The sequence below is a fragment of the Actinosynnema sp. genome (assembly GCF_052038725.1).
Genome location: NZ_JBQGCX010000321.1, coordinates 1 through 14,581, shown reverse-complemented (window position 1 = coordinate 14,581; position 14,581 = coordinate 1). Strand labels below are relative to the sequence as shown.

The window sequence follows — 14,581 nt, the reverse complement described above, 5'->3', positions numbered from 1 at the left end:
ACCGCCCGCGCGACCACCGACCGCCCGTGCGACCACCGACCGCCCGTGCGACCGCCGACCGCCCGTGCGACCGCCGACCGCCCGCGCGACCGCCGACCGCCCGCGCGACTACCGACCGCCCGCGCGACCACCCGACCCGAGCGCCCCTTGAACCCGTACGACCGCCTGACACTCGGCCGCGCCGCCCACTTGACCCGAGCGCCTCTCGAACCCGCACGGCCGCCAGATGGTCGGCTGTGTGACCACCGGACCCGAGTGCCCCTTGGATCCGCACGGCCGCCAGGCGCTCGGCCGCCCCGCCACCTGGGCCCGCGCGCCCCGCGGACCCGAACGGCCTTCCGGCGCTTGGCCTGCGCCCACGGGACCCGAGTGCCTCTTGGACTCGCACGGCCTTCAGGCGCTCGGCCGCGTCGCCCGCCGGGCCCGAGTGCCCCTCGGTCCCGCACGGCCACCAGGTGGTCGGCTGTGTGACCACCGGACCCGAGTGTCCCTCGGACTCGCACGGCCTTCAGGCGCTCGGCCGCGCCACCCGCCGGGCCCGAGTGCCCCTCGGACCCGCACGACCGCCAAGCGGTCGACCGCTGGGCGGTCAGCTGCCTGGAGCGTGCGGGGGCGGAGTCGTGCGGTGTCGTTGGGAAAGCCCGTTCCGGCCCCGGAGGTCGGATGACCGGCTTGATCGCCGGAGAACGCGGCTGAGAGGCCGTCCCGGTGCTCTTGCGGCGACGCAGCGTGAGCGCGGCCCTGCGGCTCAGTGCGAGCGCAGCGTCAGGCCCACCTCCTGCCCCAGCGCCTCGGCCGCCACGCTCGCCGCCAAGTCGCGCGGCATCAGCAGGACCGCGGACTCCTCCCGCAGTGCCACCACCACCGCGTCCCGCGCGAGCACCCGCGCCTCCGGACCGGGCGGACTCAGCCCGGGAGGACTCAGGCCGGTCGAACCCGGCCCAGGCGGACTCAGCCCGATCGGATCCAGCCCGGTTGAGCCCAGCCCTGTCGAGCCCAGCCCGCCCACGCCGACCACGTCCACCCGGCTGCCCGTGCGCAGCAGCCCGGCCGTCACCGGGTCGAAGCGCACCGCCACCGACGCCGCCTCCGGGTCGACCCCCGTCAGCCGCGCGTCCGTCAGCGGCTCACCCGCCCGCGCCGTCGACACCAGGGCGCGGCCCACCGCGACCTCCGCCGCGACCACCCCCTCCGGCGCCAACCCCGGCGGCAGTTCGACCGCCCGGACGTCCTCCCGCGTCAGCGCGACACCGGGCGGCAGGTCGTGGGCGGCCACCAGCACGGTGGTCGTCGGCGGGTCGGGCCACAGCAGCGCTCCCAGGCCGAGCAGGGCCAGTGCCAGCGCGAACAGCTTTCGGGCGAGGTTCATGCCTCGAAGCTAGGAGGGCGGCGCCAGGGGTGGGAAGCACGAGACCCCCGAGCTGTGGACAACTCGGGGGCCTGTGGAGAACTGGGGGATCAGGAAGCGGCGGCCGTCTTCGAGGAGGACGATGCCGGCGCGGAGGACGACGACGAGGACGAGGACGTCGAGGACGACGACGACGAAGAGGACTCGCTCTTCGGCGACGAGGACGACGATCCCCGGCTGTCGGTCCGGTAGAACCCGCTCCCCTTGAACACGACCCCCACGGCGCCGTAGAGCTTGCGCAGCTTGCCGGAGCACTCGGGGCACTCGGTCAGCGCGGAGTCGGAGAAGGACTGCACCGCTTCGAACCGGTGGTCGCACTCGGTGCAGGCGTACTGGTAGGTCGGCACGATCGCCCCTCCACGAGTCCTGATTGGCACTCCCACGTCACGAGTGCCAACGACGATGATGCGCTGAGGGGCGCGCCGCGCGCAAACATGCCTGGTCAACGTCACAGCGGCAAGCGCACCACACCACGCCCAGGGGTGAGTACGGCACTCATCCGGACGTCATGAGCCTCCGCGGGCAGCGATTCCACGAACTCCTCGTCGCGCACCACCGCCACCACCGGCCCCCGCGCCAGCGGCAGCGTCCGGTCGTAGTACCCGCCGCCCTGCCCCAACCGCACCCCGGCCCGGTCCACCGCCAGCGCGGGCACGAGCACCAGCGCCGCCCCCGCCACCGCGTCGACCCCCAGCAGCGGCCCGTCCGGCTCCCTCAACCCGAACGGCCCCGCCCGCAGCGCCCCGGTGTGCTCGGCCCACTCCAGCGGCCCGCCCCCCGCCACCACGGGCAGCAGCACCCGGAACCCCGCCCCCCGCAACGACTCCAGCATCCCCACCGACCCCGGCTCGCCCCGCACCGCGAGGTACGCGCACACCGCCCCACCGGCCGGAACCCCGAACGCGGCGGTCGCCAGCAGCACCTCCGCCACCATCGGGACCGGCTCGGCCCCGCGCCGCGCCGCCCGCAGCCGTGCGCGCTCCGCGTCCTTGCGATCACGTTCACCGGACGTCATGGCAGGACAGCCTAAGGACGCCGTTAGGCTCGCTGGGCATGAGCGCCTTCACGACAGCAATCGTGCCCGCGGCCGGGTTGGGCACCCGCTTCCTCCCGACCACCAAGGCCGTGCCCAAGGAGCTGCTGCCGGTCGTCGACACCCCCGGCATCGAACTCGTCGCCACCGAGGCGGCCGAGGCGGGCGCCACCAAGCTGATCATCGTCACCTCCCCCGGCAAGGAGTCGGTGGCGCAGTACTTCCGCCCCCAGCCCGAGCTGGAGGAGACCCTGGAGAGCCGCGGCAAGTCCGACCTGGTCGCCAAGGTCCGCCGCGCCCCCGCCCTGCTCGACGTGGAGACCGCGCTCCAGGAGAAGGCCCTCGGGCTCGGCCACGCCGTCGGCTGCGCCGAGGCCAACCTGACCGACGCCGACGAGGCCGTCGCCGTGCTGCTGCCCGACGACCTGGTGCTCCCCACCGGCGTGCTCTCCCGCATGGCCGCCGTGCGCGACCGCTTCGGCGGCAGCGTGCTGTGCGCGTTCGACATCCCGCGCGAGCAGATCTCCGCGTACGGCGTGTTCGACGTGAACGACACCGACGACGACGACGTCAAGCAGGTCGTCGGCATGGTCGAGAAGCCCAAGGCCGAGGACGCCCCGTCCACCTACGCCGCCGCGGGCCGCTACCTCCTCGATCGGGCGATCTTCGACGCCCTCAAGCGGATCACCCCCGGCGCGGGCGGCGAGCTCCAGCTCACCGACGCCATCGCGCTGCTGATCTCCGAGGGCCACCCGGTGCACGTCGTGGTCCACCGCGGTGGGCGACACGACCTGGGCAATCCGGGAGGTTTCCTCAAGGCTGCGGTTGACTTCGCGTTGGAGCACCCGGACTACGGGCCCGAGCTCGGTGAGTGGTTGCGGGGTCGCCTCGGCAACTCCTGAACGAGGTATGAGCATGAACGAGGTATGAGCACATGAGGTCAGTGGACGAGCAGCTCGCCAGGGTCATCGCCGCCGCCGTGCGGCCCGCCCCGGTGCGCGTGGCGATCTCCGAGTCGCAGGGGCTCCTCTGCGCCGAGGAGGTCGTCGCCGAGCGCGCCTTGCCCGGTTTCGACCAGGCGGCGGTGGACGGCTACGCGGTGCGCAGCGTGGACGTGCAGGGCGCGGGTGAGGAACCGGTGACGCTCCCGGTGGTCGGCGAGATCACCGCGGGGTCGCGCCAGCCCAGACGGCTCCAGCCGGGGCAGGCGGTCCGGGTGGCGACCGGCGCACCGCTGCCGACGCTGGCCGACGCCGTGGTCCCGCTGGGCTTCACCGACGGCCACGCGGCCAAGGTGACGGTCCAGCGGCCCGTCCCGTCGGCGGCGTTCGTGCGCCGCACCGGCGAGGACGTGCAGACCGGGGACGTCGCCGTCCGCCGGGGCACGACCATCGGCGCCGCCCAGGTCGGCCTGCTGGCCGCGGTCGGGCGGAACAAGGTGCTCGTCCACCCCCGGCCACGCGTGTCGGTCATCTCCGTCGGCGAGGAGCTGGTGGACGTCGACCGCACCCCCGGCCAGGGACAGGTCTACGACGTCAACTCCTACGCGCTCGCGGCGGCGGCCCGCGACGCCGGGGCCGAGGTCAGCCGGGTCGGCATCCAGTCGGCCGACCCGCGCAGGCTCCGCGAGGTCGTCGAGGGCAGGCTCCTGCTGTCCGAGGTGGTCGTGGTGGCGGGCGGGGTCGGCGGGGCCATCGGCGACGAGGTCAGGGCCGCGCTCGCGGACCTGGGCGACGTGGACATCACGCGGGTCGCCATGCACCCCGGTTCGGTGCAGGGCTTCGGCAGGCTCGGGCCCGACGCGGTGCCGACGTTCCTGCTGCCCGCCAACCCGATGAGCGCCCTCGTGGTGTTCGAGGTGCTGGTCCGGCCGCTGATCAGGGCGGCGCTGGGCAAGCGGAACCCGTACCGGCGCGCGGTGAGCGCCCGGCTGCTGTCGCCGCTGTCGTCCACCAAGGGGCGGCGCGGCTTCCTGCGCGCGCAGCTGCTGCGGGACGAGCAGACCGGCGAGTTCCTGGTCCAGCCGCTCGGGCAGTCCGGGGCGCACCTGCTCGCCTCGCTCGCCGAGGCGAACTGCCTGGTCATGGTGGACGAGGACGTCACCGACGTCGCCGTCGGCGAAGAGGTGCTGGTCAGCTTCATCGCCCAGAAGGGGTAGGGAGATCGCACCGCTGGCGTGGGAGGGCGGACGGCACCCCGGTTGGCCCGTGCGGCTGGGACCGCTGCGGGTGGCGGCCGGGGTCGTGGAGCTGCGCCCGCCGAGGCTGCTGGACGCGTCGGCGTGGGGCCGCACCAGGCTGCGCGACCGCGACCACCTGGAGGCCTGGGAGCCGACCGCCGTCGAGGGGTGGCACGAGCGGAACTCGCCGCTCGCCTGGCCCGCGCAGTGGTCGGCGCTCAAGGGGCTGGCCAGGCGCGGCCAGGCGCTGCCGTTCGTGATCACCGTGGACGGCGAGCTGGCCGGGCAGATCACGGTCGGGAACATCGTGCGCGGGGCGCTGCGCTCGGCGTGGGTCGGCTACTGGGTGGCCGCCGACCGGGCGGGCGGCGGGGTCGCGACGGCCGCGCTCGCCCTTGTGGTGGATCACACCTTCGGGTACGCCGGGCTGCACCGGTTGGAGGCCACCGTCCGCCCCGAGAACGCGGCCAGCGCGCGGGTGCTGGCGAAGGCCGGGTTCCGCCGCGAGGGGTTGTTCGAGCGGTACCTCGACGTGGCCGGGCAGTGGCGTGACCACCTGTGTTTCGCCATGACGGCGGAGGAGGCGTCCCCCGAGGGGCTGGTCCGCCGAATGGAGGCGCAGGGGTACGTCCGAACATCGTGACGGGCCCGCCGAACGGGTCAACTTGATCCGCCGAAGGTGGGTTCTGGACCACACCCGCGTACCTCTCCCGGTCGGCGAGCCTCCGAGACAGGTGTGACTGTTGTGGCTAGCGTGGCGTCTGCACTACGCGCTGTCAGGGGGAGGTGAACGGGGATGCCGAGTTCGCTGATCGTCGTCGGGCTGGGGGTGGCCTGGCTGGTCGTCCTCGTGCCCATGGTGGTCCGCAAGCGGGCCGACGCGCGGAACAGCATGGAAGAGGAGTACGACCCCATGCCCGAGCACGAGTACGAGCTGGACGACGAGTACGACGACGACTACGAGGACGAGCTCCCGCAGCGCGCCTACCGGCCGGGGCGGGGCGGCTACGACCCGGAGACCGCCGCGATCGTCGCCCAGGCCAAGTACGCGTTCCGGCGCAGGGTCGTCGCGGTCCTGCTGCTGCTGGCGGCCGTGACCGCCGTCGTGGCGGGTTTCGCGCTCCCGGTGCTGTGGTGGGCGCACGGGGCCGTGGACGTGGCGCTCGTCGGGTACCTGACGTACCTGCGCCGCCAGGTGCGGATCGAGGAGGACGTCAGGGCGCGCCGTCAGGCGCGGTTGGCGTCCCGGCGGCGGTCGGCGCGCCGCGAGGAGCCGGTGGAGGACGAGGACGGGGCGGTGCGCGACGTGCCCGCGCCCCGGCACGAGCAGCAGCCGGTGGCGCCGGGGGCGGTCGTGGTGGACGCGGACGACGAGGACCCGGTGTTCCTGGAGCTCGACGGGCCCGGTGACCTGCGGTACCGGCGTGCGGCGGGGGAGTAGAGGGGGGTGGTGAAACCACCCCCCGGAGTACTGCTATAGTTCTCCTGCACGACGACGAAGAACTGAACACGGGGCTGTAGCGCAGTTGGTAGCGCGACTCGTTCGCATCGAGTAGGTCAGGGGTTCGATTCCCCTCAGCTCCACAGCAGAACAACACGCACGAATTTCCCGAGAACGGGACCTGGTCAAGCGCCAGGTCCCGTTCTTTGTTTTTCGGGAAGTCCCGAGATCCTGGCACTTCCCTGCGCGCCCCGGTGATCTCGATCACTGTTGTTCCGGGCGCGTCCAGCCGGCGGCTCGGCGCTCTTCCGCTGGGAGCGCCCAGGGGGACGTCCCTCCGGTGCTCCACCACCAAGGGGCGCTCCACCACTAAGGTGTGCCCGGTGCGCTTCGTGGCCGATCTCCACATCCACTCGAAGTACTCGCGGGCGTGCAGCCGGGATTGCGATCTCGAGCACCTGACCTGGTGGGCGAGGCGCAAGGGGATCACCCTCGTCGGCACCGGGGACTTCACCCACCCCGCCTGGTACGACCACCTCCGCGAGAACCTCGTCGACGCCGAGCCCGGACTCTTCCGGTTGCGCGACGACCTCGACCGGGCGATCGACCGGAGGTTGCCGCCCAGTCTCGCGAGCGCCCCCGTCAGGTTCGCGCTCTCCGTCGAGATCTCCACCATCTACAAGCGCGGCGACCGCACCCGCAAGGTGCACCACCTCGTCTACCTGCCCGACCTCGACTCCGCCGCCGAGTTCAACCGGCGCCTCGGGAAGATCGGCAACCTCGGGTCCGACGGGCGGCCCATCCTCGGGCTGGACTCGCGCGACCTGCTGGAGATCACCCTGGAGTGCGGCGGCTACCTCGTGCCCGCGCACCTGTGGACGCCCTGGTTCGCCGTGCTCGGGTCCAAGTCCGGGTTCGACGCGGTCGAGGACTGCTACGCCGACCTCGCCGACCACGTGTTCGCCGTGGAGACCGGGCTGTCCAGCGACCCAGGGATGAACTGGCGCGTCTCCGGCCTCGACAAGTACCGGCTGGTCAGCAACTCCGACGCGCACTCGCCGCCCATGCTCGGCCGCGAGGCCACCGTGTTCGACACCGAGCTCGACTACTTCGCGGTGCGCCGGGCGCTGGAGACCGGCGTCGGGCACGCCGGGACGCTGGAGTTCTTCCCCGAGGAGGGCAAGTACCACGTCGACGGGCACCGCAAGTGCGACGTGCGCATGGAGCCCGCCGAGACCCGCGCGCACCGGGGGGTGTGCCCGGAGTGCGGCAAGCCGCTGACGGTGGGCGTGCTCAGCCGCGTCGAGGAGCTCGCCGACCGGCCCGAGGGGTTCCGGCCCGACGGGGCCGCGGGCTTCACCAGCCTCGTGCCGCTGCCCGAGATCGTCAGCGAGCTCCTGGGCACCGGACCGAAGAGCAAGAAGGTCCTCGCCGAGGTCGACAAGCTCACCGCCGCGTTCGGGCCCGAGCTGCGCATCCTCCAGGACACCCCGCTCGCCGACCTGTCCGGCCACTCCGAGCTGCTCGGCGAGGCGATCACCCGGCTGCGGCGCGGCGAGGTGGTGCGGGACGCCGGGTACGACGGCGAGTACGGCGTGATCAAGCTGTTCCAGCCGGGGGAACTGGCCAAGCGGGTCGCCGCGCCCGCGCTGTTCGAGGACCGGGTCGCCGAACCCGAGGCCGCGAAGCCCAAGGCCCGCCGCGCCCCGGCGCCCGAGGCGGCGCCCGCCGCCGAACCCGCCGCCCCGACCGCGCCCGCCCCCGGCGCCGGCCTGCTCGCCGGGCTCGACCCCGACCAGCGGGCCGCCGCGGGCGTCGAGGGCGGGCCGCTGCTGATCATCGCCGGGCCCGGCACCGGCAAGACCCGCACGCTCACCCACCGCCTCGCCCACCTGGTCGTGGAGCGCGGCGTGCCCCCCGAGCAGTGCCTGGCGATCACGTTCACCCGCCGCGCCGCCGAGGAGATGACCGAGCGCATGGCCGCGCTCGCCCCCGCGCACGCGCCCGCGATGACGATCACCACCTTCCACGCCCTCGGCGTGCTGGTGCTGCGCGAGCAGCCCGACCGGGTCGGGCTCAGCCGCTCCTTCGGCATCGCCGACCCCGACCAGCAGCTCGCCGTCGCGCTCTCGGTCGCCGCCGACGAGAAGGCCGCCAAGGAGCTCCTCGCCGCCGCGCACCCCGCCTACAAGGACGCCCTGCGCGCCCAGGACCTGGTCGACTTCGACGACCTGATCACCCTGCCGCTGGCCCTGCTGGAGGGCGACGCCGACCTCGCCGCCGCCTACCGCGACCGGTGGCGGTGGGTGTCCGTCGACGAGTACCAGGACGTCGACGAGCAGCAGAACCGGCTGCTGCGGCTGCTCGCCCCGGCGGACGGCAACCTCACCGCCATCGGCGACCCCGACCAGGCGATCTACCGGTTCCGGGGCGCGGACGTCGGGTTCTTCCTGCGGTTCCGCGAGGACTTCCCGGCCGCCCGCACCGCCCACCTCACCCGCAACTACCGCTCCAGCGCGCCCGTCGTCACCGGCGCGCTCCAGGTGGTCGCGCCGACCACGCTGGTGCCCGGCCGGGAGCTGCGGCCGTTCGGCGAGCACGGCGACGCCCTGATCGGCGTGCACCACGCCGCCAGCGAGCAGGCCGAGGCGGTGTTCGTGTCGCGGACCGTCGAGCAGCTCCTCGGCGGGGCCACGTTCCACGCCTTCGACAGCGGCCGGGTCGACTCGGACGGGGCGCGGGACCTCGGGTTCTCCGACTTCGCCGTGCTCTACCGCACCGACCGGCAGTCGCGGGCCGTCGTCGACGCGCTGACCGCGTCCGGGATGCCGTTCCAGAAGCGCTCGCACGACCGGCTCGCCGACCGGCCCGGCGTGGAGCGGATCGTGCGGGAGCTGCGGTTCGCCGCCGGGGAGACGGTGCTGGACCGGGTGCGCGCGGTCGCGGGCGAGGACCACACGGCCTACGAGCTGCTCAAGCCGCTGGCCGGGGACTGCGGGGCCGACTTCGAGCGGTTCCACTCGGAGCTGGCGCTGGGCGTGGAGGTCGACACCTGGGACCCGAGGGCGGACCGGATCTCGCTGCTCACGCTGCACGCGTCCAAGGGGCTGGAGTTCCCGGTGGTGTTCGTCGTGGGCTGCGAGGACGGGCTGCTGCCGCTGCGCTGGCCGGGCGCCGACCCGGCGCCGGACGAGGTCGCGGAGGAGCGGCGGCTGCTGTTCGTCGGCATGACCCGCGCCCAGCGGCACCTGTTCCTCAGCCACTCGTCCGGGCGACCCCGGTCGCCGTTCCTCAACCAGCTCGACGGGGTGTTCGAGCAGGTCGGGGACGCGCGGCAGGCCCGGAAGAAGAAGGAGACGCAGTTCAGCCTGTTCTAGGCCGCGCCCGCACCCGGCGACCGGCCGGTCGCGCCCGCACGCGCGGGTGGCGCGCGACGCGCCGGGACGGGGCGGCGGACGTGCCCGTGGGCGGGCGGCCCCCACCCGTACCCTGGGAGTCGACTAGAAGGGGTGGGTGGTGAGGCGTGGATCTGGCCAAGTCAGTGCTGCTGTGGCTGCACGGCTGGTCCGTCGAGCTGTGCCCCGGTGACTGGGCGTTGACCACCACGGCCTTCGGCGCGCTGATCGGGACGCTGCCGACGATCGCCTCGCTGCTGGCGATCGTGATCCGGCGGGTCGTGGGCAACTCGTACGGCCCGGTGACCGGCGGCCTGTTCGCCGTGCTCGGCGTGACCAGCACGCTGGTTCTGCCGTGGGTGATGTTCTCCGCGACGGTCAAGCTGCTCGGCAGCCGCGCGCTGCCCGGTTCCGGGACCCTCGACGAGCGGCCCTGCGGCGCGTTCACGCAGCAGGAGTACCTGCTCGACGGGCCGTCGATCGCCAAGTCCTTCACGGACGGCAACCTGATGTACGTCATCGCGGGCGGGACCGCCGCGGTGCTCGCGCTGCTGTGCCTGCTGTTCGTGATGCTCCAGGCCGGTTCGACGTTCCGGCTCGGCCCGAGCTGGCCGCGCAAGGTGTTCTGGGTGCCGTTCGCGGTGCTGCTCGTGGCCACCTCGGCACTGCCCGTGGCGCTGATGGCCCACCTGTACGCGGGGTTCTTCCCCGTTGCGCTGATCGGGTCAATCGTGGTGCGGATTTTCGGGTTGACTACGGCCATGCTGAACCGCCCAGGCCGTGATCGCGGCAACTCCGCGCCCCCGCAGCCGCAGGTCTCCCGGACCCCGGCGCACCAGCCACCCGCCGAGCGCAAGAACGCCGCGCTGCCCCCGAGCGCGTCGCAGTCCGCGCAGCACCCGGCGCAGCACTCGCCGCCGCCGTACCAGCCCGCCGGGTCGGAGAGCTCGGGGCCGCACCAGAAGCCCCCGCCCTACCAGCCCGCGCCCTACGCGGCGGTGCCGCAGCGGCAGCAGGCCACCCAGCACCCGGCGGGGCAGCAGTCCTCGGCGTTCACCCCGCAGCAGGCCCAGCAGCCGTCCGCGCAGGCCAGGCAGTACCCGCCGACGCGCGTCGCCGACCTGGGCCAGGTCAGCGGGCCCAACGCGACCCGCGTCGGACCGCCGCCCTTCGCCGACCAGTCGGGCCCCAGGCCCGTCGCGCCCGGCGCCCAGGGCCCGAACCCGACCCGCGTCGAGCCGCTGCCGCTGTGGGCGACCGACGAGCCGACCGCCGTCGACCAGGCGCGCCTCGACGGGCCCGCGCGGCTCGCCGACACGCCGGGCCCGCTGCCGTTCGGCGCGGGCGCGGCGAGCGCGTCCATGCCCGCGGCCCCGCAGAAGGGCAAGGTGTGGAACCCGGCCAGCGGGCGGTTCCGGCGGGTCAAGCAGCTCGGCAGCGGCGGGTTCGGCACGGTGTGGCTGGCCGTCGACACCCAGCTCGACCGGACGGTCGCGGTCAAGCTCGCGCACGCCCCGGACAACGACACCGAGCAGCGGATGCTGCGGGAGGCCCGCGCGCTCGCCGCCCTGCGGCACCCGAACTGCGTGCGCGTGTTCGACATCGTGCAGGACCCGGACGGCCTGGCGATCGTCATGGAGTACATCGACGGCCAGGCGCTGTCCGATGTCGTGCAGAACGACGGGTTCCTCACCGACGTGCTCGCCGCCCGGCTGTGGATCAACATGGCCGACGCGCTGGCCGCCGCGCACGAGAAGGGCGTGCTGCACCGCGACGTGAAGCCGTCCAACGTGATCGTCGACGGCGAGGGCGCGGCGCACCTGATCGACTTCGGCATCGCGCGGTCCAAGGGCGACAGCACGCTCACCGCGACCGGGATGATGGTCGGCACGCCGGACTTCCTCGCGCCGGAGACCGCGCGCGGCGACGCGGCCACGCCCGCCTCCGACGCCTGGCAGCTCGCCGCGACGGTCAGCTACGCGCTGACCGGGCAGCCGCCGCGCGGCACGCGGGAGAACCCGATCTCGTCGCTGATGGCGGCGGCGCAGGGCGAGCCGTGCGTGAAGCTGCCGCACCAGAGCACCCACCTGCGGCTGCTGACGGCCGCGCTGGACGCCGACCCGGCCCGGCGGCCGACGCTCGCGGCGATCCGGTCCGAGCTGGGGGCGTGGTTGATGCGGGCGGGCGTGAGCAAGGAGGGCCCGGTGACGCAGATGATCAGCAAGCCGGACCCGCCGACCCGGCCGGTGCGCTGAGGCGGTCCGAGAACGGGGAAGCCCCCGGTCACCAGGGGTGGCCGGGGGCTTCCGCCCGTTCGGGGGCCGCTCGCGCCAGCTGGGGAGCCAGCGCTGGGCGTCCCAGATCTCCGGGGTGATCGGGTTCCCGTTGAGGATCGGCCACAGCCACACGAAGTTCGCCACGACCAGCCCCACGTACAGCGACACCACCAGCAGCCCGGTGCCCCGCCGCTCCACGCCCGCGCGGGCGGAGCCGAGGACGTCGCCCAGGCACAGCACGATGCCCAGCACCAGGAACGGCGCCATCGGGGTCACGTAGAAGAAGTACATCTGCCGGTCCACGTTCGTGAACCACGGCAGGAAACCGGCGCCGTAGCCGACCAGGACGGCCGCGTAGCGCCAGTCCAGCTTGGCGATCGCCTTCCACAGCGACCAGGCCAGCACCGGGAACGCCAGCCACCACATCGCGGGCGTGCCGATCAGCATGATCGCGCCGACGCAGCTGCTCTGCCCGCAGCCCTGCACCGCGCCCTCGAAGTAGTAGAGCATCGGCCGCAGCCCCATCGGCCACGTCCACGGCTTCGACTCCCACGGGTGCTTGTTCGTCTCCGACGTCACCAGGTTCGTGTGGAACTCCAGCACGTTGCTGCTGTAGTACCAGAGCGCGCGCAGCGGGTCCGGCACCCAGCTGTCGCCGGTGACCTTGCCGCCCACCACGTGCCGGTCGATGGCGGTCTCGCTGCCGAACCACGCCCACCACGTCGACAGGTACACCAGCAGCGCCACGCCGACCAGCGCGAACAGCGACGGCAGCACGTCCCGCACGATCGCGCCCACCCACGGCCTGCGCACCCCGGCCGCGCGGCGCGCGCCCACGCACCAGAACACCGACATCAGGCCGAACGCCATGATGAACCACAGGCCCGACCACTTGATCGAGCACGCCAGGCCCAGCGACACGCCCGCGCCGAACCGCCACCAGCGGAAGCCGAGCGTCGGCCCGAACGGCGAGTGGGCCGCCCACCCGCCAGCCACCGCCTCGCCGAGCCGCCTCCGCACCTGCTCGCGGTCCGCCACCAGGCAGCCGAACGCGGCCAGCACGAACAGCGCCATGAAGATGTCCAGCATCCCCATGCGGGACTGCACGTGGCTCACGCCGTCGGCGATCAGCAGCACGCCCGCGATGGCCGCCAGCAGGTCGGAGCGGGTGAGCCTGCGGGCGATCCGCACGACCATCAGCACCATGAGCGTGCCCGCGACGGCCGAGGAGAACCGCCAGCCGAAGCCGTCGTAGCCGAACAGCCACTCGCCGATCGCGATCAGCTGCTTGCCCAGCGGCGGGTGCACCACCAGCTCGTAGCCGGGGTTGTCCTCGTAGCCGCCGTTGCGCAGCACCTGCGACGCCTGCGGCACGTAGTGCTTCTCGTCGAAGATCGGGGTGCCCTTGTCGGTCGGGAACCCCAGGTTCCAGAACCGGGTCACCCCGCCGACCAGCGCCAGCGAGAGCGCGACCAGCCAGCCGCGCAGGCGGTCGCCCTGCGGTCCGGGGTCGAGCATCCGGGCCCGCTCCCGGCGGTCGCCACCCGGCGGGGGGGAGGTCGGCGGGAGCTCGCCGACGTTCACCACGTCGTCTGCGGACTGCGGTGCGCTCAGGGTCACGGCCCCGATCGTAGGGTGAGCGGCGTGAGCCCCGTATCCGGATCAGGCAGGCTCGTCCTCGCCGCCACGCCCCTCGGTGACATCCGCGACGCGTCCCCCAAGCTGGTGGAAGCGCTGCGCACCGCCGACGTCATCGCCGCCGAGGACACCAGGAGGCTGCGGTCCCTGGTCGCCGCGCTCGGCGTCACACCGCCCGGACGGGTGGTCAGCTTCTACGACCAGGTCGAGACGAGCAGGCTGCCCGGCCTGCTGGAGTCGCTGCGCGGCGGCGCGACCGTGGTGCTCGTGACGGACGCCGGGATGCCGAGCGTCTCCGATCCGGGATTCCGAATCACGGCGGCGTGCGTGGCCGAGGACATCACCGTGACGTGCGTGCCGGGGCCGTCCGCGGTGACCACCGCGCTGGCGGTGTCGGGCCTGCCGTCGGACCGCTTCTGCTTCGAGGGCTTCCCGCCGCGCAAGCAGGGGGAGCGGCAGCGGTGGTTCGCCGGGCTGGCGGCGGAGCAGCGCACGTGCGTGTTCTTCGAGTCCCCGCACCGGCTGGCCGCGACGCTCGCGGACGCGGCCGAGGTGCTGGGCGGGGAGCGGCGGGCGGCGGTGTGTCGGGAGCTGACGAAGACGTACGAGGAGGTGCGGCGGGGCGGGCTGGCGGAGCTGGCCGCGTGGGCAGAGGAGGGGGTGCGGGGGGAGATCACCGTGGTGCTGGAGGGGGCGGCGCCGGTGGAGGCGCCGTCGCTGGAGGTGCTGGTGGAGCGGGTGCTGGAGCTCGTGGCGGGCGGGGAGCGGATGAAGGCCGCGGCGGCGGCGGTGGCGGAGGCGGCGGGGGTGAGCAAGAAGGCGCTGTACGACGCTGCGGTCAGTCGTCCTTGACGGGGGAGCCGGTGGCGGGGGAGTCGCCTGCGGCGGCGCGCTTGGCGGCCTCGCGCTCGGCGATGCGGGCGGGGAGGTCGAACCAGCAGATGTCGCCCATGTGCACCTCGGCGCCCGTGCGCAGGTACTCGGCCGCCTCCCGCTCGATGCGGGCGACGGCCTCCTCCGGGGTGAGCGGCCACGGGGCGAAGCCGTCGGTTCGCCAGCCGAGGTCACCGGGGACGACGGCGCCTTCGAGGATCAGCTCGGTGACGGCGTCGAGCGCGATGCGCATGACCTCCGCGTCGTCGGTCTTCCCCGTCGACCGGACGACCATGCCCAGGAACTCGGCGAAGTAGACGTAGTCGTCGTTCGTCGCC

At 73.7% G+C, this 14,581-nt stretch carries 11 protein-coding genes, 1 tRNA gene and 1 pseudogene; 8 read left to right on the top strand and 5 right to left on the bottom strand.

Going from position 1 to position 14,581, the window contains the following annotated elements:
- Window positions 1-748: 748 nt before the first annotated feature.
- The 3 genes from ACTUAL_RS06415 to ACTUAL_RS06405 all read right to left on the bottom strand — a co-directional run bounded on the left by ACTUAL_RS06415 (window position 749) and on the right by ACTUAL_RS06405 (window position 2,423).
- Window positions 749-1,369: an SAF domain-containing protein gene (locus tag ACTUAL_RS06415; protein ID WP_440899597.1), complete on the bottom strand. Its 621-nt coding sequence runs from the start codon at window positions 1,367-1,369 to the stop codon at window positions 749-751.
- An 89-nt stretch (window positions 1,370-1,458) separates the two neighbouring features.
- Entirely contained in the window at window positions 1,459-1,755 is a 297-nt protein-coding gene (locus ACTUAL_RS06410) for an FmdB family zinc ribbon protein (RefSeq protein WP_440899596.1), read from the bottom strand.
- Between the two features lie 101 nt (window positions 1,756-1,856).
- On the bottom strand, window positions 1,857-2,423 hold the full coding sequence (locus ACTUAL_RS06405; protein ID WP_440899595.1) for a 5-formyltetrahydrofolate cyclo-ligase: 567 nt from the start codon (window positions 2,421-2,423) through the stop codon (window positions 1,857-1,859).
- Window positions 2,424-2,461: 38 nt separating this feature from the next.
- On the opposite strand from ACTUAL_RS06405, the gene ACTUAL_RS06400 reads away from it, so the two are divergent.
- The 7 genes from ACTUAL_RS06400 to ACTUAL_RS06370 all read left to right on the top strand — a co-directional run bounded on the left by ACTUAL_RS06400 (window position 2,462) and on the right by ACTUAL_RS06370 (window position 11,711).
- On the top strand, window positions 2,462-3,343 hold the full coding sequence (locus ACTUAL_RS06400; RefSeq protein ID WP_096491419.1) for a UTP--glucose-1-phosphate uridylyltransferase: 882 nt from the start codon (window positions 2,462-2,464) through the stop codon (window positions 3,341-3,343).
- 32 nt (window positions 3,344-3,375) lie between these two features.
- Entirely contained in the window at window positions 3,376-4,599 is a 1,224-nt protein-coding gene (glp, locus tag ACTUAL_RS06395) for a molybdotransferase-like divisome protein Glp (RefSeq protein WP_096491420.1), read from the top strand.
- A 4-nt stretch (window positions 4,600-4,603) separates the two neighbouring features.
- The gene (locus ACTUAL_RS06390; RefSeq protein ID WP_096491421.1) at window positions 4,604-5,263 is read left to right on the top strand and encodes a GNAT family N-acetyltransferase; all 660 of its coding nucleotides are present in this window, start codon (window positions 4,604-4,606) and stop codon (window positions 5,261-5,263) included.
- A 153-nt stretch (window positions 5,264-5,416) separates the two neighbouring features.
- Window positions 5,417-6,061, top strand: coding sequence for a divisome protein SepX/GlpR (gene sepX, locus ACTUAL_RS06385; protein WP_440899594.1), 645 nt, complete (start codon window positions 5,417-5,419; stop codon window positions 6,059-6,061).
- A 70-nt stretch (window positions 6,062-6,131) separates the two neighbouring features.
- Window positions 6,132-6,204, top strand: a tRNA-Ala gene (locus ACTUAL_RS06380).
- 240 nt (window positions 6,205-6,444) lie between these two features.
- Complete coding sequence (locus ACTUAL_RS06375) at window positions 6,445-9,438, top strand: UvrD-helicase domain-containing protein (RefSeq protein WP_440899593.1); 2,994 nt, start codon at window positions 6,445-6,447, stop codon at window positions 9,436-9,438.
- Window positions 9,439-9,584: 146 nt separating this feature from the next.
- Window positions 9,585-11,711, top strand: a complete 2,127-nt coding sequence (locus ACTUAL_RS06370; protein WP_440899592.1) for a protein kinase domain-containing protein — start codon at window positions 9,585-9,587, stop codon at window positions 11,709-11,711.
- A 72-nt stretch (window positions 11,712-11,783) separates the two neighbouring features.
- Here ACTUAL_RS06370 and ACTUAL_RS06365 read toward each other — a convergent pair.
- A pseudogene (locus tag ACTUAL_RS06365) lies at window positions 11,784-13,352 on the bottom strand (dolichyl-phosphate-mannose--protein mannosyltransferase); the annotation flags it as partial.
- Window positions 13,353-13,376: 24 nt separating this feature from the next.
- On the opposite strand from ACTUAL_RS06365, the gene rsmI reads away from it, so the two are divergent.
- Window positions 13,377-14,222, top strand: a complete 846-nt coding sequence (rsmI, locus tag ACTUAL_RS06360; protein WP_012783262.1) for a 16S rRNA (cytidine(1402)-2'-O)-methyltransferase — start codon at window positions 13,377-13,379, stop codon at window positions 14,220-14,222.
- On the opposite strand, the gene ACTUAL_RS06355 is transcribed toward rsmI, so the two are convergent.
- A partial coding sequence (locus tag ACTUAL_RS06355) for a hypothetical protein (RefSeq protein ID WP_440899591.1) occupies window positions 14,209-14,581 on the bottom strand: 373 nt, incomplete at its 5' end. The genes rsmI and ACTUAL_RS06355 overlap by 14 nt on opposite strands.

Coding starts and splice junctions, on each gene's coding strand:
- ACTUAL_RS06400 (WP_096491419.1), top strand. CDS start 2,462: ATGAGCGCCTTCACGACAGCAATCGTGCCCGCGGCCGGGTTGGGCACC.
- glp (WP_096491420.1), top strand. CDS start 3,376: ATGAGGTCAGTGGACGAGCAGCTCGCCAGGGTCATCGCCGCCGCCGTG.
- sepX (WP_440899594.1), top strand. CDS start 5,417: ATGCCGAGTTCGCTGATCGTCGTCGGGCTGGGGGTGGCCTGGCTGGTC.
- ACTUAL_RS06405 (WP_440899595.1), bottom strand. CDS start 2,423: ATGACGTCCGGTGAACGTGATCGCAAGGACGCGGAGCGCGCACGGCTG.
- ACTUAL_RS06415 (WP_440899597.1), bottom strand. CDS start 1,369: ATGAACCTCGCCCGAAAGCTGTTCGCGCTGGCACTGGCCCTGCTCGGC.